The organism is Variovorax sp. Root318D1 (assembly GCF_001424835.1).
Taxonomy (GTDB): Bacteria; Pseudomonadota; Gammaproteobacteria; order Burkholderiales; family Burkholderiaceae_C; genus Variovorax.
The window spans coordinates 388,096-405,943 of the sequence record NZ_LMCQ01000012.1 but is presented as its reverse complement, the minus strand read 5'-3'; the positions used below and the strand labels follow the sequence as shown (position 1 = coordinate 405,943).

Genomic DNA, 17,848 nt, shown 5'->3' with positions numbered 1-17,848 from the left:
GGAGCTTGAGATCTTCAGCGACTTGTCAGCAGTGCCGAGGCACCACTGCTTGGCGGCTGGCCACTACCAGCCGTTGGCGGACAGCGATGCGTTGCACATCGCCCGAACCAAGGGGTCTTCTGCAGTCGGGGTCAGAAGACACTCAAAAATCGCATGGGAATGGCGACTTTTGGGTGCGCTCTGAAAGCGGCAAAGGCTGGAGGGCCTTTTCAGGCACCTCCAGCCCTCTAGGGGGTCTGAATTACTTCAGTTCCACCTTGGCGCCAGCGTCTTCCAGCTTCTTCTTGGCGGCTTCAGCGTCAGCCTTCGACAGGCCTTCCTTGACTGCCTTGGGAGCGGCTTCCACCAGGTCCTTGGCTTCCTTGAGGCCCAGGCCGGTGATTTCGCGCACGGCCTTGATCGCCGAAACCTTGTTCGCGCCTGCATCCATCAGCATGACGTTGAACTCGGTCTGCTCTTCGACCACTGCAGCAGCAGCGCCGCCGCCAGCAGCCGGAGCCGACATTGCTGCGGCGCTCACGCCGAACTTCTCTTCGATGGCTTTCACCAGGTCGTTGAGTTCCAGGACCGTCATGCTGTCGAGCGCGGTCAGAAATGCGTCTTTATCGAATGCCATTTTTGTTTCCTAACAATTGGGTTGAATATTTCAAACGCAAGGCTTAAGCAGCCTGCGCTTCTGCCGGTGCATCGGCGGGTGCAGCTTCGCCACCACCGCGCTTCTCGGCCAGCGCCGCGAGCACGCGGGCGGTACGAGAGATCGGGGATTGCATCAAGCCCAGCAATTGCGCCAGCAGCACTTCCTTGGAAGGGATGTTGGCCAGTTGCTTCACGCCGTTCACGTCCAGGGCCTTGCCGCCGAATGCGCCACCGCGAATCACCAACTTGTCGTTGGTCTTCGCGAAATCGGCCACCACCTTGGCGGCGGCCACTGCGTCTTCGGAAAAGCCATAGATCAGCGGACCGGTCATCTGGTCGCCAACAATCTCAAATGCGCTACCAGCAACAGCACGGCGTGCCAGCGTGTTCTTCAACACGCTGAGGGTCACACCCTTGCTGCGAGCTTCGCTGCGCAGTTTGGTCATGTCGGCCACCGTGATGCCACGGTATTCCGCCATCACGAGCGTTTGAGCTTTAGCGGCGAGGCTGGTCACATCACTGATGACCGCTTCTTTCTCACTGCGATTCAGACTCAAGGTCTACTCCTTTTAATGCGACCTTCGGCCGGGGCCTCGGATCGCGCTTCATGCAGCGACCAACTGTTTCGGAACAAAAATCAAATTCCTTGCAGTGGGGTCGCCATCTGCGCTGGATACCGGAAGGATCGATCCGGCGATTAAGTGCAGCGCCCTGCACACCAACGGTCTTGGATGGCTCACGGCAACCGAAGCTGCCGCGACCCACCACATTCGCCCTGCTCTTTTCAGAGCCGGGCAAATCTCTTTAGCTCGCCGAGATGGTTTGCGTGTCCACGCGGACACCCAGACCCATGGTCGACGACACAGCCACCTTGCGCAGGTACACGCCCTTGCTGGTCGCCGGCTTGGCCTTGACCAGAGCGTCGATCAGCGCAGCGAGGTTGCCCTGCAGCTTGTCGGTGTCGAACGAACGGCGGCCGATCGTGCCGTGCACGATGCCGGCCTTGTCGACGCGGAACTGAACCTGGCCAGCCTTGGCGTTCTTCACCGCCGTGGCGACGTCCGGGGTCACCGTGCCAACCTTGGGGTTGGGCATCAGGCCGCGCGGGCCGAGGATCTGGCCGAGCGTACCGACCACGCGCATTGCGTCGGGGGCAGCGATCACGACGTCGAAAGGCATGTCGCCAGCCTTGACCATGGCAGCCAGGTCGTCCATGCCGACGATGTCGGCGCCGGCGGCCTTGGCTTCTTCAGCCTTGGCGCCCTGGGCGAACACAGCCACGCGCTTGGTCTTGCCGGTGCCGTTGGGCAGCACGACGGCGCCACGCACGACCTGGTCCGACTTCTTCGCGTCGATGCCGAGCTGCACGGCCACGTCGATCGATTCGTCGAACTTGGCGGTGGCGGCGTCCTTCACGATGCCGATGGCGTCAACGAGGGGGTACAGCTTGTTGCTGTCGACCTTGCCTGCGAGCGCTTTTTGCTTCTTGGTGATCTTGGCCATTTACACGCCCTCCACATTCACGCCCATCGAACGGGCAGAGCCGGCGATGGTGCGAACTGCTGCGTCCAGATCGGCTGCAGTCAGGTCCTTCATCTTGGCCTTGGCAATTTCCTCGAGCTGTGCGCGCGTGATCTTGCCGACCTTGTCGGTGTGCGGACGGGCCGAGCCCTTGTCCAGCTTGATGGCCTTCTTGATCAAGGTGATCGCCGGCGGCGTCTTGATGATGAAGGTGAAGCTCTTGTCAGCGAACGCGGTGATGACCACCGGCAGCGGCAGACCAGGCTCGACGCTCTGGGTCTGCGCGTTGAACGCCTTGCAGAACTCCATGATGTTCAAACCACGCTGGCCCAGTGCGGGACCGATGGGTGGTGACGGGTTGGCCTTACCAGCTGGCACTTGCAGCTTGATGAAGCCGACGATTTTTTTCGCCATGCTTTGCTCCTTGCGGGTGATATCGCCTTGGCTCTCGCCGCAGCTCCCCGGGGTTTAACGACTCTTCGATCAAGGCCGCGCGCCGAGTCGGACAACGCGCAGCCGGAAATATGGTTCCGGCCCGAAGACCGGAAGGAACTCAGGTCTTTTCGACCTGGCTGAATTCGAGCTCCACAGGCGTCGCGCGGCCGAAAATCATGACCGACACGCTGACCTTGCTCTTCTCGTAGTTGACTTCTTCGACCGTGCCGTTGAAGTCGGTGAACGGGCCTTCCTTGACGCGCACGAATTCGCCGACGGTGAATTCGACCTTGTGGCGCGGCTTCTCGGTGCCCTGCTGCATCTGGTTGACGATGTCCTCGACCTCTTTCTGCGAGATCGGGGCTGGACGGTTCTTGGCGCCACCCACGAAACCCGTCACCTTGTTGGTGTGTTTCACCAGGTGCCAGCTCTCGTCGTCCATGATCATTTCGACCAGCACGTAGCCCGGGAAGAAGCGGCGCTCGGTGGTGCGCTTCTGGCCGTTCTTGATTTCGACCACTTCTTCGGTCGGAACCAGGATGCGGCCGAACTTGTCCTGCATGCCGGCGCGGTTGATGCGCTCGGTGATGTTGCGCTCGACAGCCTTTTCCATGCCCGAATAGGCATGCACCACGTACCAACGCAGATCGGGGTTGGCAGCAGGGGCCAGCACGGAAGTGTTTTCTTCTTCCGAGCCCGCCGGCGTGGTTTCAACTGTGTCGTCGGTCATTTATTTTCTCCAGCCCAGAATGAGGTCGAAAAACACCCATTCGAGCGTCTTGTCGGTGAGCCAGAGGAAGACGGACATGATTGCCACGAAGGCAAACACATAGGCCGTCATCTGCATTGCTTCTTTGCGGGTCGGCCAGACGACCTTCTTGACTTCGCGCCACGAATCGCGGCCAAAGGCCCACAACTGACGGCCATTCTCCGAACTGCCGAAGGCGCCCACGGCCGCGGCCAGGCCGACCAGCAGCGCAGCCCATTGCACCAGTGAACCTTGGCGCGACAGCAGGTAGAACGCCACGATGGCGCCCACTGCCAGCACCACCGCCGCAGCCAATTTGGCTTTGTCGGCACCCGTGCTCACGGTTTCGATTTGAGAAGTGGCCATGTTCGGCTGATTTCCTGTGGCCTTTCGGCCTTCAATTCAATGCGTCTTCTGAGACGCCGAAGCCCACCGGGTCGCGATGGGCTTTTTTTGCCTTCCGCCGGGTCACCGACGGGGCTTTTTCGGAGGTGCCACCTAGGTGGCAGGGGCAGTAGGAATCGAACCTACAACCTTCGGTTTTGGAGACCGACGCTCTGCCAATTGAGCTATACCCCTCCGGTACTCTTTACGCTCGGCTTAGATGTCGAGGATCTTGGCCACGACACCCGAACCCACGGTACGGCCGCCTTCACGGATGGCGAAGCGGAGACCCTCTTCCATCGCGATCGGGTTGATCAGCTTCACGGTGATGCTGACGTTGTCGCCAGGCATGACCATTTCCTTGTCCGCAGGCAGCTCGATCGCGCCGGTCNTCTTCCATCGCGATCGGGTTGATCAGCTTCACGGTGATGCTGACGTTGTCGCCAGGCATGACCATTTCCTTGTCCGCAGGCAGCTCGATCGCGCCGGTCACGTCCGTCGTGCGGAAGTAGAACTGCGGACGGTAGTTGTTGAAGAACGGCGTGTGACGGCCACCTTCGTCCTTGGACAGCACRTACACCTCGGCGGTGAAGTGCGTGTGCGGCTTGATCGAGCCGGGCTTGCACAGCACTTGGCCGCGCTCGACTTCTTCGCGCTTGGTGCCGCGCAGCAGCACGCCGACGTTGTCGCCCGCTTGACCTTGGTCCAGCAGCTTGCGGAACATTTCCACGCCGGTGCAGGTGGTCTTGACGGTCGGGCGGATGCCGACGATCTCGATTTCTTCGCCGACCTTGATGACGCCGCGCTCGACGGCGCCGGTCACGACGGTGCCGCGGCCGGAGATCGAGAACACGTCTTCGACGGGCATCAGGAAGGTGCCGTCCACGGCGCGNATGACGCCGCGCTCGACGGCGCCGGTCACGACGGTGCCGCGGCCGGAGATCGAGAACACGTCTTCGACGGGCATCAGGAAGGTGCCGTCCACGGCGCGYTCRGGCGTCGGGATGTAGGTGTCGAGGGCTTCGGCCAGCTTCATGATGGCYTCTTCACCGAGCTTGCCCTTGTCGCCTTCYAGGGCGAGCTTGGCCGAGCCGTGGATGATGGGGGTGTCGTCGCCCGGGAATTCGTACTTGTCCAGGAGCTCGCGCACTTCCATTTCRACSAGCTCGAGCAGTTCGGCGTCGTCGACCATGTCGCACTTGTTCAGGAACACGATGATGTAGCCCACACCCACCTGACGGGCCAGCAGGATGTGCTCGCGGGTCTGGGGCATGGGGCCGTCAGCGGCCGAGCACACCAGAATGGCGCCGTCCATTTGAGCGGCGCCGGTGATCATGTTCTTCACATAGTCGGCGTGGCCGGGGCAGTCGACNGGGCCGTCAGCGGCCGAGCACACCAGAATGGCGCCGTCCATTTGAGCGGCGCCGGTGATCATGTTCTTCACATAGTCGGCGTGGCCGGGGCAGTCGACGTGTGCGTAGTGGCGGTTGGCCGTTTCGTACTCGACGTGGGCGGTGTTGATCGTGATGCCGCGGGCCTTTTCTTCGGGCGCCGCGTCGATCTGGTCGTAGGCCTTGGCTTCGCCGCCGAACTTGGCCGACAGCACCGTGGCGATGGCCGCCGTCAGCGTGGTCTTGCCGTGGTCGACGTGACCGATCGTGCCCACGTTCACGTGCGGCTTGGTGCGGGTGAATTTACCTTTTGCCATTTTTCGACTCCGAAAAAACGATTTCAACGTATGCAGATGGGTTGCAAACCAGCTGTTGNTGGCCGCCGTCAGCGTGGTCTTGCCGTGGTCGACGTGACCGATCGTGCCCACGTTCACGTGCGGCTTGGTGCGGGTGAATTTACCTTTTGCCATTTTTCGACTCCGAAAAAAACGATTTCAACGTATGCAGATGGGTTGCAAACCAGCTGTTGCAACCCCCAGAAACTGGTGCCCTTTGCGGGAATCGGACCCGCGACCTCTCCCTTACCAAGGGAGTGCTCTACCACTGAGCCAAAAGGGCTTTTGTCTAACCAATCGCTTCCGGCGTCGAACCGGGTCTCTGGAGCGGGAGACGGGAATCGAACCCGCGTCATCAGCTTGGAAGGCTGGGGTTCTACCATTGAACTACTCCCGCATCGGGGGCACTCAAAGGCACCCAAAGCGCTAGATCCAATCGCTCTTAGAAACCAAATTCATCGCTGGTGGAGAGGGCTGGATTCGAACCAGCGTACTCGTAAGAGGGCAGATTTACAGTCTGCTGCCATTAACCACTCGGCCACCTCTCCGGCGAACCTCGAAATATAGCACGGTTTTGTGACTACACAGAACCCCCAGCACCAAGAAGAAGCGTGAGGAACTGCACGAGGCGGAACTGCACGGATTATCCGCGAATTCAGTCGCCCGCCTGGCGCGCCTCCCGCCATGCACGCGCCTCGCCGAAATGTCCGCAGCCGATGAAAGGCACGGGCGGGCGCAACGCGGAAAGCGGCGAGGGATGATTCGACATCAGCACCTTATGGCGCCCAATATCGATCAACGCACGCTTACTTTGGGCGTGCGCGCCCCAGAGCATAAAAACAACAGGTTTCTCGCCGCCTGATACATGCCGGATGACAGCATCGGTCAGCACCTCCCAGCCTCGGCCCGAATGGCTGGCGGGCTGCCCCTCCTCGACCGTGAGGCAGGTGTTGAGCAGCAGCACGCCGCGGGTCGCCCATTTCACCAGGCTGCCGCCCGGATTCGGGAATGGCGGCGGCGGCGTGCCAAGGTCGCGCTGAAGCTCCTTGAAGATGTTGCGCAACGACGGCGGCAGCGCCACACCGGGCGCCACCGAGAACGCGAGCCCTTCCGCCTGCCCGCGACCGTGGTACGGGTCCTGGCCCAAAATGACGACGCGCACGTCTTCGGGCGGCGTCAGCTCCAGCGCCCGCAGCGGTTGCGGCGGAAAGATCACGGCGCCGGCATCGAGGCGCTCGCGCAGGAAGCTGCGCAGCTTCACCCCCGCGATGCTGCTGAAAAACTCGTCGACCAGTGGCTTCCAGCCCGGTGCCACGGGCCAGTCGGCGGGATCACTGCTGGACAGCTGGTCCGGCCGATTCATTTGAACAATGCCGCGAGCGCCTCGCCGGGTTCCTTGGCACGCATGAAGGCCTCGCCGACCAGGAAAGCGTGGACCCCGGCCGCGCGCAGCGTGGCCACGTCCTCGCGGGTGGCAATGCCCGACTCCGTGACCGCCAGCCGATCGGCCGGCAGCTTGGGCAGCAGGTCGATGGTGGCCTGGATCGACACCTCGAAATTGCGCAAGTTGCGGTTGTTCACGCCGATGAGCGGCGTGCTGAGCTTGAGTGCGCGCTCGAGCTCGGCCGCGTCGTGCACTTCGACCAGCACCGCCATGCCCAGCCCGCGCGCAATGGCTTCGTAGTCTTTCATCTGCGCATCGTCGAGGCAGGCGGCAATCAACAGGATGGCATCGGCGCCCATCGCACGCGATTCGTACACCTGATAGGGGTCGACGATGAAGTCCTTGCGCAGCACGGGTAGGTCGCACGAGGCGCGGGCCTGCTTCAGATAGTCGACGCTGCCCTGGAAAAACTGCTTGTCGGTGAGCACCGAAAGGCAGGCGGCGCTGATCTCGCCATCGCCCTCGGCATAGCTCTGGGCGATGTCGGCCGGAATGAAGTCTTCGCGCAGCACGCCCTTGCTCGGGCTGGCTTTCTTGACCTCGGCAATCACCGCGGCGTGGCCGGCAGCGATCTTGGCGCGCAGCGCGCCTTCGAAATCGCGCGTCAGCACGCGGCTCTCGGCGTCGAAGCGCACCGCTTCGAGCGGGCTTCTTTTTTGCGCCGCAGCAATTTCCTGCCGCTTGACGGCAATGATCTTGTCGAGGATGTCGGACATGTTCTGTGTTCCCAGCAATCTGTTGCGGCTCAAACGGCCGCGGAGGCCTTGACGAGTTCAGCCAGCTTGGCCCGCGCGGCGCCCGATGCAATCGCTTCGCGCGCACGCTCGATGCCCTTGGCGACCGAATCGGCCACGTTGGCGGCATATAGCGCCGCGCCGGCATTGAGCAGCACGATGTCCAACGCCGGGCCGGCCTGGTTGTCGAGCACCCCCAGCAGCATGGCCTTCGACTGCTCGGGCGTTTCCACGCGCAACGCGCGGTTGCTCGACATGGCAAAGCCGAAGTCTTCGGGGTGCAGTTCGTATTCGCGGATCTCGCCGTCCTTGAGTTCACCCACCATGGTGGCGGCGCCGAGCGAGATTTCGTCCATGCCGTCACGGCCGTACACCACCATGGCGTGCTCGGTGCCCAGGCGCTGCAGCGCACGCACCTGGATGCCCACCAGGTCAGGATGGAACACGCCCATCAGGATGTTCGGCGCGCCCGCCGGGTTGGTCAGCGGACCGAGGATGTTGAAGATAGTCTTGATGCCCAATTCCTTCCGCACCGGCGCGACGTTCTTCATGGCAGGGTGGTGGTTGGGCGCGAACATGAAGCCGATGCCCACTTCTTCGATGGAGCGTGCAATCTGCTCCGGCTGCAAATTGATGTTGACCCCGAGCGACTCCAGCACGTCGGCGCTGCCCGACTTGCTCGACACGCTGCGCCCGCCGTGCTTGCTCACCTTGGCGCCCGCCGCGGCCGCGACGAACATCGAGCAGGTCGAGATGTTGAAGGTGTGCGAGCCGTCGCCCCCCGTGCCGACGATGTCGACCAGGTGCGTGGTGTCCTTCACCGGCACCTTGGTCGACACTTCGCGCATCACCTGCGCAGCCGCCGTGATCTCGCCGATGGTCTCCTTCTTGACGCGCAGGCCCGTGATCAGCGCGGCCATCATCACGGGCGAGCACTCGCCGCTCATGATGAGCCGCACGATGTGCAGCATCTCGTCGTGGAAGACCTCGCGGTGCTCGATGGTGCGCTGCAGCGCTTCCTGGGGAGTGATCATGGGAAGTCTCCTGGGAGTTTGTCAGTGTCCGACGCGGACCGCCGGCGCGTCCGTGAACGCAAGCTTGAGGCCGAAGCCGATGAAGAGGACGCCCGCCGCGCGATCGAGCCAGTGCATGCCTTTTTGCACGGCGCCGCGGCGCGCCATCCAGCCAGCCGCCACGGCCCAGCCCACGTTGACGGGGATCGCATTGAGGTTGAACAGCACGCCCAGCAGCACGAAGTACAGGGCCTTGTTGTCCGCGCCGGGCGCGATGAACTGCGGCACGAAAGCCAGGAAGAACAACGCCACCTTGGGGTTGAGCACGTTCGTCCAGAACCCGCCGAGGAAGATCGCCTTGAGGCTGTGCTCCCCGGTCACCGCGGCCGCGGCCTTGCCCAGGTCGGCGGGTGGCGCCGCGCGCGACAGCACCATGCGCGCGCCAAGGTAGAGCAGGTAGGCCGCGCCGATGTACTTGAGCACCGTGAAGGCCGCCGCGGACGTGGCCATCAGGGTGCCGACGCCGACTGCGGCGGCGAAGATGTGAACGAAGCAGCCGGCGGTGATGCCGAGCCCGGCGACGGTGCCCGCGCGCACGCCGGAGCGCAGCGAATTCGTCACGACGTAGAGCACGTCGGGGCCCGGCGTGAGGTTCAGCAGCCAGCCGGCGGCGATGAAAGCGAGCAGATGCGGGAGGTCGGGCATCGCACGGCTCCTTGAGGTTCAGGCGTTGAAGAAGCCACGGATGGCGGCCACGGCGCGGTCCGCGCCGGCCGCATCGACATCGAGGTGCGTCACGAAGCGCAGGCGATAGAGCCCGGTCGCGAGAATGCCCTGCTGGTTCAAGTGCGCCAGCAGCTGTGAAGAACGCGCCTGCGCCGCACCCGTCAGATCGACGAACACGATGTTCGTGTGCGGCGTCTCGACCTTCAGGCCCTCGATGCCTTCGAGCCCCTCTGCCAAGCGCCGGGCCAGTGCATGGTCTTCAGCCAGCCGGTCGACGTGGTGGTCGAGCGCATGCGAAGCCGCCGCGGCAAGCAGGCCGGCTTGCCGCATGCCGCCGCCCGCCATCTTGCGGATGCGGTGCGCTCTCGCGATGAACTCGCGCGAACCGACCAGCGCCGAACCGATGGGCGCCCCAAGGCCCTTGCTGAAGCAAACCGACACGCTGTCGAAGCATTGCGCGATGCGGCGTGCTTCGGCGCGAATGTCGCTGCGCTTGTTCAGCGCCGCCTGCGCCGTTGCGGCGTTGAAGAGGCGAGCCCCGTCCAGGTGCCGTTGCAGTCCCTTGCTCTTCGCGAGATCGGTCGCGGCCTGCACGTATTCAAAAGGCAGCAGCTTGCCGCCGAGTGTGTTCTCCAGCGCCAGCAGCCGCGTGCGCGCGAAGTGCGCATCATCGGGCTTGATGGCCGCCTCGATCTGCGCGAGCGGCAGCGTGCCGTCGGACGCATGGTCGAGCGGCTGCGGTTGCACGCTGCCGAACACCGCCGCGCCGCCGCCTTCCCAGCGGTAGCAATGCGCCTGCTGGCCGACGATGTATTCGTCGCCCCGCCCGCAGTGGGAGAGGATCGCGCACAGGTTGCTCTGCGTGCCGGTCGGCACGAACAGCGCCGCCTCGAAGCCCAGCAGTGCGGCGATCTTCTCTTGCAGTGCGTTGACGCTCGGGTCGGTGCCGAAGACGTCGTCGCCGAGCGGCGCCGCCATCATGGCTTCGCGCATCGCCGGGGTGGGCTGCGTGACGGTGTCGCTGCGCAGGTCGACGATGGAAGAGCGGTCCGTCATGGCGTGGTCAATCCAGAAAGTTCTTGAGCATCGCGTGGCCGTGCTCGGTAAGGATCGATTCGGGGTGGAACTGCACGCCCTCGATGCGCACGTCGTGTGCAAAGCCGGTGTGCCGCACCCCCATGATCTCGCCGTCGTCGGTCCAGGCGGTGATCGCCAATTCCTTGGGGCAGCTTTCGCGCTCGATGGACAGCGAGTGATAGCGATTGACGGTGAACTTCTCGGGCAGCCCCGCGAACACGCCTTCCTGCGTGGTCGTGATCTCGCTGGTCTTGCCGTGCATCAGCTGTTGCGCGCGAATGATCTTGCCGCCGAAGGCCGCGCCGATGGCCTGGTGGCCGAGGCACACGCCAAGAATCGGCAGCTTGCCCGCGAATTCCTTGATGGCCGCCACCGAAACGCCCGCTTCCGCCGGCGAGCAAGGGCCCGGCGACACCACGAGCCGCGTGACGCCCGAAGCGATCAGCTCGCCGATCTGCGCCACGGTGATCTCGTCGTTGCGGTGCACCTGAACATCCGCACCCAACTCGCCCAGGTACTGGACGATGTTGTAGGTGAAGGAATCGTAGTTGTCGATCATCAGCAGTTTCATGGCTTGCTCACAATCCGGTGCACGCCCTTGACGACGGGGAACACGTTGAAGTTGATCAATAGGCCCAGCTTGAGGCCCGAGAGCCGCAGCGCGGCAAGCACCTGCGCGCGGTGCAAGTCGGTCAGCACGTCGACCGCCTTGAGCTCGACGATGACCGATTGCTCGACCACGAACGCCGCGCGGTACACGTCGCCCAGCGAACGGCCCTTGTAGCTGGCCGACAGCGCCACGCCCTGCGCAAAGCCGATCTCGCGCTCGGCGAGTTCGATGGCCAGTGCCGCGGCGTAGGCATCTTCACTCAGGCCCGTGCCAAGCACGCGCTGAACCTCGACGGCGGCGCCGATGATCTCGTGCGAGAAATCGTTCTGGATGTCCGGTACGTTGCTCATTCCAATCCCTCCTCGACCAGCTCGGCGGCGCGCAGCAATGCGCGCGCCTTGGCTTCCGTTTCCTTCCACTCCAGCTCCGGCACCGAATCGGCGACGACGCCGGCCGCGGCCTGCACGTGCAACATCTGATCCTTCACGATGCCGGTGCGGATGGCGATCGCCACGTCCATGTCGCCCGCATAGCTGATGTAGCCGCAGGCGCCGCCGTACAGGCCGCGCTTGGTGGGCTCCAACTGGTCGATGAGTTCCATCGCGTGCACCTTGGGCGCGCCTGTCAGCGTGCCGGCCGGGAACGTGGCCTTGAGCACGTCGATGGCGGTCATGCCATCTTTCAGCGTGCCTTCGACGTTGCTCACGATGTGCATCACGTGGCTGTAGCGCTCCACCGCGAAGGCCTCGGTCACCTTCACGGTGCCGGTCTTGGCGATGCGCCCGATGTCGTTGCGCGCGAGGTCGATCAGCATCACGTGCTCGGCGCGCTCCTTCGGGTCGTTGATCAGTTCTTCCTCGGCCGCCTTGTCGAGCTCCAGCGACGCGCCGCGCGGACGCGTGCCGGCCAGCGGGCGGATGGTGATCTTCTGCTCGCCGTCACCCGTGTTCTCCTGGCGCACCAGGATTTCGGGCGAAGCGCCCACCACGTGGAAATCGCCCAGGTGGTAGTAGTACATGTAGGGCGACGGGTTGAGCGAACGCAGCGCGCGGTACAGCGACAGCGGCGATTCGGTGTAGCGCTTGCTGATGCGCTGCCCCACCTGCACCTGCATGAAGTCGCCGGCGGCGATCATGTCCTTGGCGCGCTCCACGGCCGCGAGGTAGTCGGCCTTGGCAAAGCTGCGCTCGGGCGGATGCGGCTGCGTCGGCTTCACGATGGGTGCGCTGACCGAATACTTGAGCTTTTCCTTCAGCTCGCGCAGGCGGCGCTTGCCTGCCGCATAAGCTTCGGGCTGCTTTGGATCCGCATAGACGATCAGGTAGAGCTTGCCCGAGAGGTTGTCGATGACGGCAAGCTCTTCGCACTGCAGCAGCAGGATGTCGGGACAGCCCAGCGTATCCGGCGGGCAGCTTTTTTCGAGCTTGCGCTCGATGTGGCGCACCGTGTCGTAGCCGAAGTAGCCTGCAAGACCGCCGCAAAAACGCGGCAGGCCCGGCCGCAGCGCCACCTTGAAGCGCTTTTGGTATTCGGCGACGAAATCCAGCGGATTGCCCGCAGCGGTCTCAACCACGTGGCCGTCGGTCACCACCTCGGTCACGGCTTCGGCGCCGAAGCCGCTGGCGCGCAGCAGTGTGCGAGCCGGCAGGCCGATGAAGCTGTAGCGCCCGAAGCGCTCGCCGCCCACCACCGATTCGAGCAGGAAGCTGTGCTTGCCGCCGCCCTGCGAATGGGCCAGCTTGAGATAGAGGGAAAGCGGTGTTTCGAGGTCGGCAAAGGCCTCGGCCATCAGCGGAATGCGGTTGTAGCCCTGGGCGCTGAGGCTCTTGAATTCAAGTTCGGTAATCACGGATTCGTTCTCCAATTGCCTCCGGCGCTCGAGTTTTGGCCGGTGGCAAGGTCATTCACTGGTGGCCCGGAGTCGATGAGCGATCCGGTACCGCGGGCGCACGGCGTGCGCCGTGCAATCAAACAGTCAGCGATGTATGGCGACGCCAGGGCCAGGCTCCCCGGCTGCCTTCACCTGTTTGAATGATGTGATGAACGAACATGGAGCGTGGAGTTTAGCCCACGAAAACGCCGCTGCGTGCAACCGTCAGCTTCAGGGTTCGCCCGAGGGGGACGGGGTAGAACGAAAAGATACATTCGCACGACCGTTCGCAAATTCAAGGAGACCCCCTTGCCCGTTCTATCGCTCCCCACCCTGTCGTTGTCTCGCTTGGCCGCGCTGGCCTTTGTTTCGGCCGTGCTCGGCGCCTCGGCAACGCAGGTCGACGTCGCGGGCGTCAAGCTGAACGACACCCTCGACCTGCGCGGCAGCACCCTGCAGCTCAACGGCGCGGGCGTGCGCTACAAGGCCGTCTTCAAGGTCTACACGGCCGGGTTCTACGTCGGAAAGAAAGTCTCCACGCCCGAAGAGGCGCTGGCCGCGCCAGGCCCCAAGCGCGTGGCCATCACCATGCTGCGCGACATCGACGCCAACGAACTGGGCAAGCTCTTCACCAAGGGCGTGGAAGAAAACTCGCCCAAGAGCGAAATGGTCAATCTCATTCCGGGCCTGCTGCGCATGGGACAGATGTTTGCCGACCAGAAGCAGCTCAAGGCCGGCGACACCTTCACCGTCGACTGGCTGCCCGGCACGGGCACCGTGATCTCCGTGCGCGGCGTGGCGCAGCCCGATCCAATCAAGGAACAGGCCTTCTTCAACGCGCTGCTGCGCATCTGGCTCGGCCCGGTGCCGGCGGATTGGAAACTGAAGGACGCGCTGCTCGGCAGGCAGCCGTAGCGGCCGCCCGACCTCCTTGCTCAGGCTGCAGCAGCGCGATCGAGTTCGGCGAGCGAATCCACGAAGCCGTCGGCATCGACGCCGCGCACAGGCTCGCCGTGGTTGTAGCCGTAGGTCACGAGCAGCACCGGGCAGCCCGCCGCACGCGCGGCCTTGGCATCGTTGCTGGAGTCGCCGATCATCAGCGTGCGCGCGGGCGTGGTGCCCAGCGCTTCGCAGGTCTTCAGCAGCGGGAGCGGGTCGGGCTTCTTGCGTGCGAAGGCATCGCCGCCGAAGGCGAATTCGAAGAATCCCTCGAGCCCCTTGGCAGCCAGCAGCGGCTTGGCGAACGAGGTCGGCTTGTTGGTGAGGCACGCCAGCCGCAGGCCGCGTGAGCGCAGCGCCTTGAGGCCCTCGACCACGCCCGGGTACACCGCCGAGTGCTGTCCGTTGATGGCCAGGTAGTGGTGCTGATAGCGCTCCCAGGCCCGGTCGAACAGCGCCTGCGCCCGCGCCTGCAGCGCCTCCGCGCCGGCACCCGCCGCGACGCCTTCGTTGGAAGACATCACATGCGCAAGCGCTGAAAGAATCAGGTGCTCTGACCCCTTGCCCACCATTTTCTCGATGGCCGCCGGAGCCACCGGCGGCAACGACAGGTCGGCGAGCATGTGATTGAGCGACACCGCGAAATCGCCGAGCGTGTCGACCATGGTGCCGTCGAGATCGACGATGGCGGCATCGAAGCGGGTGGGGTCGAAGCTAATAGAGTTCAAAACAGACGAATGGAATGGCGAAAACCATCCGTCACTTTACAGAACATCGAGGAACAGGGCTCACGGCACGTCAGGGCAGAAGCTCGAACTTGAGGTCCGCCAGCGGCATGACCTTTTCTTCGCGCGTCATCTTGTATTCGGTGTTCGGGCCGAGCCACTTCGCCCAGATCTTGTCGAGCTCGCCCGACTTTTCCAGCGCGTACAGCGCGCCATTCACCTTGGCCAGCAGCGCCGGCTCATCCTTCTTCATGCCGACGCCGATAGGCTGCAGCACCATCGGGTCCTTGATCATCTTGAGCGCCACGCCTTCGGTCTTCGACTGGTTGACCAGCTTGGTGATGGTCATCGTGTTCGCGACCATGCCGACCGACTTGTTCTGCTGCACCGCCATGAAGGCCGATCCCGTGTCCTGGAAGGTCACCGGCTCGGAGCCGTTCATCTTGATCGACAGCTCGGAGGTCGAGCCCTTGGTCGAGCTCAGGCGCTTGCCCTTGAAGTCGGCCTTGGCCGTGCCCGGGTCGGAAGCCTTCACCGCCAGCATTTCCTTGGCCACGTAGTACGGGTCGCTGAACTGGATCTGCTCGCCGCGGCTCTTGGTGTAGGCCAGGTTGGCGACGGTCACATCGACGCGCCCGAGCTTGACCTCAGGCACGCGCGCCTCCACCGACAGCGGGGTGACCTTGGCCGTCAAGCCGAGTTCCTTGGCGAGCGCCTGACACAGGTCGACGTCGTGGCCCACCATCTCGCGCGTCTTGGGATCGGGGGCGGCGAAGGGCGGCACGTCGGCAAAGGTCCCGCATCGCAGTTCCTTGCGCTGGCTGATGTCGCTCCATTGGTCAGCATGCGCCAGGAAAGGCACGGCGCAAAGGCTGGCGCCAATGGCGGCAAGACGGAAAACGGTTCTGTTCGACATGCTGGACTCCTGAAGAAATTCGAGGGGATGAAGAAAACGACGATCAATCAGTGCGCGCGCAAGTCCGACAGGAAGCGCTGCGCGCGCGGATGCTGCGGGCTGGTGAAAAAGGTCTCGGGGTCGGCCTTCTCGAGAATGCGGCCCGCGTCCATGAACCAGACGCGGTCGGCCACCTCGCGGGCGAAGTTCATCTCGTGCGTGACGCACATCATGGTCATGCCGTCGTTGGCAAGGCTGCGCATCACCGACAGCACTTCGCCCACCATCTCGGGGTCGAGCGCGCTGGTGGGCTCGTCGAACAGCATGGCGGGCGGCTCCATGGCCAATGCACGGGCAATGGCCACGCGCTGCTGCTGACCGCCCGAGAGCTGGGCCGGGTAGGCGCCGGCCTTGTTCGACAGGCCCACGCGCTCGAGCAGCTGCGCCGCCCTTGCCTTCGCCTCGGCCCGCTTCACGCCCAGCACGCGCACGGGCGACAGCATGATGTTCTCCAGCACCGAGAGATGCGGAAACAGGTTGAAGCTCTGGAACACGAAGCCGATGCGGCTGCGCAGCTTGTTGAGCGCCGCGCTGCTCATGGGCGCGTGGATGTCGTGGCCGTCGAACAGCAGCTGCCCCGACTTCACTTCTTCCAGCCGGTTGACGGTGCGGATCAGGGTGGACTTGCCGGAGCCCGAAGGCCCGCAGACCACCACCACCTCGCCCTTCTTCACCTCGGCGTTCACGTCGGCGAGCGCCTGGTAGTCGCCATACCACTTGTTGATGTTGGAGAACAGGATCATGGTGTCATCCCCTGCGGGATGTGGAACGGGGTTCATGGATCTGTCTCCTTGTTTTCCTGTCGATGGCCGTCGGGCGCGGCCTTACGGATTCACCACCGCCGGTGGCGGCAGCGAAACACCGTCTTCGGATGTCTTCGCAGAGGCTGCGCCGAGCCGCTTGTGGGCCACGCGCCGCTCCAGCCACAGCGCCAGCTGGGTCAGGCTGAAGCAGACGACGTAGTACGTCATCGCCAGGATGAAGAACACCTGGAACGGCTTGGTCAGCAGCTGGTTGTTGATCTGGTTGGCCGCGAAGGTCAGCTCCTGCACGTTGATCACATAACCCAGCGTGGTCTCCTTGATGGTGGAGATGAACTGGCTCAGCATGCTCGGCAGCATGTTGTAGAGCGCCTGCGGCAAGATCACGAACCACATGGTGCCCAGGTGGCTGTGGCCGAGCGCGCGCGCAGCTTCGGTCTGGCCCTTGGGCAGCGCCTGGATGCCGGCGCGCACCACCTCCGACAGGTAGGCGCCCTCGTAGATCACCAGCGTGCACAGCATGGTGGTGAAGCCCGACACGTCGCGCCCGATCAGGATCGGCACCAGGAAGTAGACCCACAGGATCACCATCAGGAGCGGCACGCCGCGCACCACGTAGACCAGCACCGTGGCCGGCCAGCGCAGCAGGCGCCAGGGAGACAGCCGGGCGAGCGCCAGCAGCACCGACAGCGGAAACGCCAGCACGATGCCCAGCACCGACAGGATCAGCGTGGCGACGATGCCGCCGAGCGGCCCGCTGGGATACTGGCCGATGAGCAGCAGCAGCCAGTTGTCGCGAAGAATTTCAAAGACGCTGAACATGGCCTACCTCGCTCCCACGATGCGGTAGCGCCGCGACAGCCAGCCGCCCACCGCCATGATGAGCAGCGAGCACACCAGGTACAGCACCGTCGCCACGCTGTAGGCCTCGAAGGTACGAAAGCTCTGGCTCTCGATTTCTTTCACCGCATGGGTCAGCTCGGCCACGCCGATCGCCATGGCCAGGCTGCTGTTCTTGAACAGCGACACGCTGTGGTTCACCAGTGCCGGCACCGCGTTTCGGATGGCCTGCGGCAGCATCACGTGGCGCATCGAGCCGATGTAGCCATGGCCGAGCGCGCGCGCGGCCTCGGCCTGGCCGGCGGGGATGGAGCGCAGGCCCGAGCGCATGTCCTCGCTGAAATAGGCGGCCTGGCAGAGGCCGAGCGCGACGATCGAGAGAATCGTCTCCGCGTTGTGCGCCGACAGCCAGCCCTGCAGCGCATCGGGCAGCAGGCTGAAGATGCCGAAGTACCAGAGCATGAGCTGCACCAGCGTCGGCACATTGCGGTGGTAGGAGACATAGCCGGCCACCACGCGTTCGGCCAGCCGGCTCGGCGTGAGGCGCACGACCAGCAGCACGACCGCCATGGCCATGGCCAGCAGCCAGGAACCGGCCGCGATTTTCAGTGTCTCCTGCAGTCCGTGCCAGAGCATCGCACCGAACTCCGGTTTCAGCAGGATCGCCAGCAGGTCGAAGTCCTTCATGCGCGGTTCCTTTGCCT

At 64.0% G+C, this 17,848-nt stretch carries 22 protein-coding genes, 4 tRNA genes and 2 pseudogenes; 1 reads left to right on the top strand and 27 read right to left on the bottom strand.

All coding sequences use genetic code 11. The features are described from left to right. Nucleotides 1–241: 241 nt before the first annotated feature. The 22 genes and pseudogenes from rplL to trpE all read right to left on the bottom strand — a co-directional run bounded on the left by rplL (nt 242) and on the right by trpE (nt 12,903). The gene (gene rplL / locus ASC78_RS12085) at nt 242–616 is read right to left on the bottom strand and encodes a 50S ribosomal protein L7/L12 (protein WP_055801198.1); all 375 of its coding nucleotides are present in this window, start codon (nt 614–616) and stop codon (nt 242–244) included. A 43-nt stretch (nt 617–659) separates the two neighbouring features. Next, complete coding sequence (rplJ, locus tag ASC78_RS12080) at nt 660–1,193, bottom strand: 50S ribosomal protein L10 (protein ID WP_012745749.1); 534 nt, start codon at nt 1,191–1,193, stop codon at nt 660–662. Between the two features lie 247 nt (nt 1,194–1,440). After that, entirely contained in the window at nt 1,441–2,139 is a 699-nt protein-coding gene (gene rplA, locus ASC78_RS12075; RefSeq protein WP_055801194.1) for a 50S ribosomal protein L1, read from the bottom strand. Further along, the gene (gene rplK / locus ASC78_RS12070) at nt 2,140–2,571 is read right to left on the bottom strand and encodes a 50S ribosomal protein L11 (RefSeq protein WP_055801191.1); all 432 of its coding nucleotides are present in this window, start codon (nt 2,569–2,571) and stop codon (nt 2,140–2,142) included. Nucleotides 2,572–2,710: 139 nt separating this feature from the next. Next, nucleotides 2,711–3,322 carry a transcription termination/antitermination protein NusG gene (gene nusG, locus ASC78_RS12065; RefSeq protein WP_028258524.1) on the bottom strand — a complete coding sequence of 204 codons (612 nt, stop codon included), beginning with the start codon at nt 3,320–3,322 and terminating at the stop codon, nt 2,711–2,713. Beyond that, complete coding sequence (gene secE, locus ASC78_RS12060; RefSeq protein WP_007831049.1) at nt 3,323–3,706, bottom strand: preprotein translocase subunit SecE; 384 nt, start codon at nt 3,704–3,706, stop codon at nt 3,323–3,325. 137 nt (nt 3,707–3,843) lie between these two features. Beyond that, nucleotides 3,844–3,919: transfer RNA gene (locus ASC78_RS12055), tRNA-Trp, on the bottom strand. A gap of 21 nt (nt 3,920–3,940) precedes the next feature. Continuing rightward, the gene (locus ASC78_RS28355) at nt 3,941–4,030 is read right to left on the bottom strand and encodes a hypothetical protein (protein WP_443082720.1); all 90 of its coding nucleotides are present in this window, start codon (nt 4,028–4,030) and stop codon (nt 3,941–3,943) included. Nucleotides 4,031–4,116: 86 nt separating this feature from the next. Next, nucleotides 4,117–4,535 (bottom strand): annotated as a pseudogene (locus tag ASC78_RS27990) (EF-Tu/IF-2/RF-3 family GTPase); the annotation flags it as partial. Between the two features lie 82 nt (nt 4,536–4,617). Further along, nucleotides 4,618–5,096, bottom strand: a pseudogene (locus ASC78_RS27985) (GTP-binding protein); the annotation flags it as partial. Between the two features lies 1 nt (nt 5,097). Further along, nucleotides 5,098–5,432 (bottom strand): GTP-binding protein (locus tag ASC78_RS27980; protein WP_443082714.1); only part of this gene is annotated, 335 nt, incomplete at its 3' end. A gap of 226 nt (nt 5,433–5,658) precedes the next feature. Further along, nucleotides 5,659–5,733: transfer RNA gene (locus ASC78_RS12045), tRNA-Thr, on the bottom strand. 40 nt (nt 5,734–5,773) lie between these two features. Then, nucleotides 5,774–5,847, bottom strand: a tRNA-Gly gene (locus ASC78_RS12040). Nucleotides 5,848–5,912: 65 nt separating this feature from the next. Next, nucleotides 5,913–5,998: transfer RNA gene (locus ASC78_RS12035), tRNA-Tyr, on the bottom strand. 107 nt (nt 5,999–6,105) lie between these two features. Beyond that, nucleotides 6,106–6,813 carry a uracil-DNA glycosylase gene (locus ASC78_RS12030; protein WP_055801188.1) on the bottom strand — a complete coding sequence of 236 codons (708 nt, stop codon included), beginning with the start codon at nt 6,811–6,813 and terminating at the stop codon, nt 6,106–6,108. Further along, nucleotides 6,810–7,610 carry an indole-3-glycerol phosphate synthase TrpC gene (gene trpC, locus ASC78_RS12025; protein WP_055801185.1) on the bottom strand — a complete coding sequence of 267 codons (801 nt, stop codon included), beginning with the start codon at nt 7,608–7,610 and terminating at the stop codon, nt 6,810–6,812. Before trpC ends, ASC78_RS12030 begins: the two co-directional genes overlap by 4 nt. Before the next feature lie 29 nt (nt 7,611–7,639). Continuing rightward, a complete protein-coding gene (gene trpD / locus ASC78_RS12020; RefSeq protein ID WP_055801182.1) occupies nt 7,640–8,662 on the bottom strand; it encodes an anthranilate phosphoribosyltransferase in 1,023 nt (340 codons plus the stop codon). Nucleotides 8,663–8,683: 21 nt separating this feature from the next. Next, nucleotides 8,684–9,346 carry a LysE family translocator gene (locus ASC78_RS12015; protein ID WP_055801179.1) on the bottom strand — a complete coding sequence of 221 codons (663 nt, stop codon included), beginning with the start codon at nt 9,344–9,346 and terminating at the stop codon, nt 8,684–8,686. An 18-nt stretch (nt 9,347–9,364) separates the two neighbouring features. Beyond that, nucleotides 9,365–10,423 (bottom strand): low-specificity L-threonine aldolase, encoded by a 1,059-nt coding sequence (ltaE, locus tag ASC78_RS12010; RefSeq protein ID WP_055801176.1) that lies wholly within the window; start codon nt 10,421–10,423, stop codon nt 9,365–9,367. 7 nt (nt 10,424–10,430) lie between these two features. Next, nucleotides 10,431–11,015, bottom strand: coding sequence for an aminodeoxychorismate/anthranilate synthase component II (locus tag ASC78_RS12005; protein ID WP_055801174.1), 585 nt, complete (start codon nt 11,013–11,015; stop codon nt 10,431–10,433). Then, nucleotides 11,012–11,404: a GxxExxY protein gene (locus ASC78_RS12000; RefSeq protein WP_055801171.1), complete on the bottom strand. Its 393-nt coding sequence runs from the start codon at nt 11,402–11,404 to the stop codon at nt 11,012–11,014. The genes ASC78_RS12005 and ASC78_RS12000 overlap by 4 nt, the downstream gene beginning before the upstream one ends. After that, nucleotides 11,401–12,903 (bottom strand): anthranilate synthase component I, encoded by a 1,503-nt coding sequence (gene trpE / locus ASC78_RS11995; RefSeq protein ID WP_055802123.1) that lies wholly within the window; start codon nt 12,901–12,903, stop codon nt 11,401–11,403. Before trpE ends, ASC78_RS12000 begins: the two co-directional genes overlap by 4 nt. Nucleotides 12,904–13,233: 330 nt before the next feature. On the opposite strand from trpE, the gene ASC78_RS11990 reads away from it, so the two are divergent. Continuing rightward, the gene (locus ASC78_RS11990) at nt 13,234–13,839 is read left to right on the top strand and encodes a chalcone isomerase family protein (protein ID WP_055801169.1); all 606 of its coding nucleotides are present in this window, start codon (nt 13,234–13,236) and stop codon (nt 13,837–13,839) included. 20 nt (nt 13,840–13,859) lie between these two features. Here ASC78_RS11990 and gph read toward each other — a convergent pair whose 3' ends face one another. From gph to ASC78_RS11965, 5 genes are all read right to left on the bottom strand, one after another. Continuing rightward, nucleotides 13,860–14,591, bottom strand: a complete 732-nt coding sequence (gph, locus tag ASC78_RS11985; RefSeq protein ID WP_055801166.1) for a phosphoglycolate phosphatase — start codon at nt 14,589–14,591, stop codon at nt 13,860–13,862. A gap of 70 nt (nt 14,592–14,661) precedes the next feature. Then, nucleotides 14,662–15,504: an ABC transporter substrate-binding protein gene (locus ASC78_RS11980; RefSeq protein ID WP_055801164.1), complete on the bottom strand. Its 843-nt coding sequence runs from the start codon at nt 15,502–15,504 to the stop codon at nt 14,662–14,664. A 47-nt stretch (nt 15,505–15,551) separates the two neighbouring features. Continuing rightward, entirely contained in the window at nt 15,552–16,286 is a 735-nt protein-coding gene (locus tag ASC78_RS11975) for an amino acid ABC transporter ATP-binding protein (protein WP_055801160.1), read from the bottom strand. A gap of 81 nt (nt 16,287–16,367) precedes the next feature. Next, nucleotides 16,368–17,126: an amino acid ABC transporter permease gene (locus ASC78_RS11970; RefSeq protein WP_055801157.1), complete on the bottom strand. Its 759-nt coding sequence runs from the start codon at nt 17,124–17,126 to the stop codon at nt 16,368–16,370. A gap of 3 nt (nt 17,127–17,129) precedes the next feature. Continuing rightward, on the bottom strand, nt 17,130–17,831 hold the full coding sequence (locus tag ASC78_RS11965) for an amino acid ABC transporter permease (protein ID WP_055801154.1): 702 nt from the start codon (nt 17,829–17,831) through the stop codon (nt 17,130–17,132). Nucleotides 17,832–17,848: the final 17 nt, after the last annotated feature.

Bases quoted from the DNA above. Each gene is read 5' to 3' on its own strand.
- ltaE (WP_055801176.1), bottom strand. From the start codon at position 10,423: ATGACGGACCGCTCTTCCATCGTCGACCTGCGCAGCGACACCGTCACG.
- rplA (WP_055801194.1), bottom strand. From the start codon at position 2,139: ATGGCCAAGATCACCAAGAAGCAAAAAGCGCTCGCAGGCAAGGTCGAC.
- ASC78_RS12005 (WP_055801174.1), bottom strand. From the start codon at position 11,015: ATGAAACTGCTGATGATCGACAACTACGATTCCTTCACCTACAACATC.
- trpD (WP_055801182.1), bottom strand. From the start codon at position 8,662: ATGATCACTCCCCAGGAAGCGCTGCAGCGCACCATCGAGCACCGCGAG.
- rplL (WP_055801198.1), bottom strand. From the start codon at position 616: ATGGCATTCGATAAAGACGCATTTCTGACCGCGCTCGACAGCATGACG.
- rplK (WP_055801191.1), bottom strand. From the start codon at position 2,571: ATGGCGAAAAAAATCGTCGGCTTCATCAAGCTGCAAGTGCCAGCTGGT.
- ASC78_RS12030 (WP_055801188.1), bottom strand. From the start codon at position 6,813: ATGAATCGGCCGGACCAGCTGTCCAGCAGTGATCCCGCCGACTGGCCC.
- secE (WP_007831049.1), bottom strand. From the start codon at position 3,706: ATGGCCACTTCTCAAATCGAAACCGTGAGCACGGGTGCCGACAAAGCC.
- ASC78_RS12015 (WP_055801179.1), bottom strand. From the start codon at position 9,346: ATGCCCGACCTCCCGCATCTGCTCGCTTTCATCGCCGCCGGCTGGCTG.
- ASC78_RS11980 (WP_055801164.1), bottom strand. From the start codon at position 15,504: ATGTCGAACAGAACCGTTTTCCGTCTTGCCGCCATTGGCGCCAGCCTT.
- ASC78_RS11965 (WP_055801154.1), bottom strand. From the start codon at position 17,831: ATGAAGGACTTCGACCTGCTGGCGATCCTGCTGAAACCGGAGTTCGGT.
- nusG (WP_028258524.1), bottom strand. From the start codon at position 3,322: ATGACCGACGACACAGTTGAAACCACGCCGGCGGGCTCGGAAGAAGAA.
- trpC (WP_055801185.1), bottom strand. From the start codon at position 7,610: ATGTCCGACATCCTCGACAAGATCATTGCCGTCAAGCGGCAGGAAATT.
- ASC78_RS11970 (WP_055801157.1), bottom strand. From the start codon at position 17,126: ATGTTCAGCGTCTTTGAAATTCTTCGCGACAACTGGCTGCTGCTGCTC.
- ASC78_RS12000 (WP_055801171.1), bottom strand. From the start codon at position 11,404: ATGAGCAACGTACCGGACATCCAGAACGATTTCTCGCACGAGATCATC.
- ASC78_RS11975 (WP_055801160.1), bottom strand. From the start codon at position 16,286: ATGATCCTGTTCTCCAACATCAACAAGTGGTATGGCGACTACCAGGCG.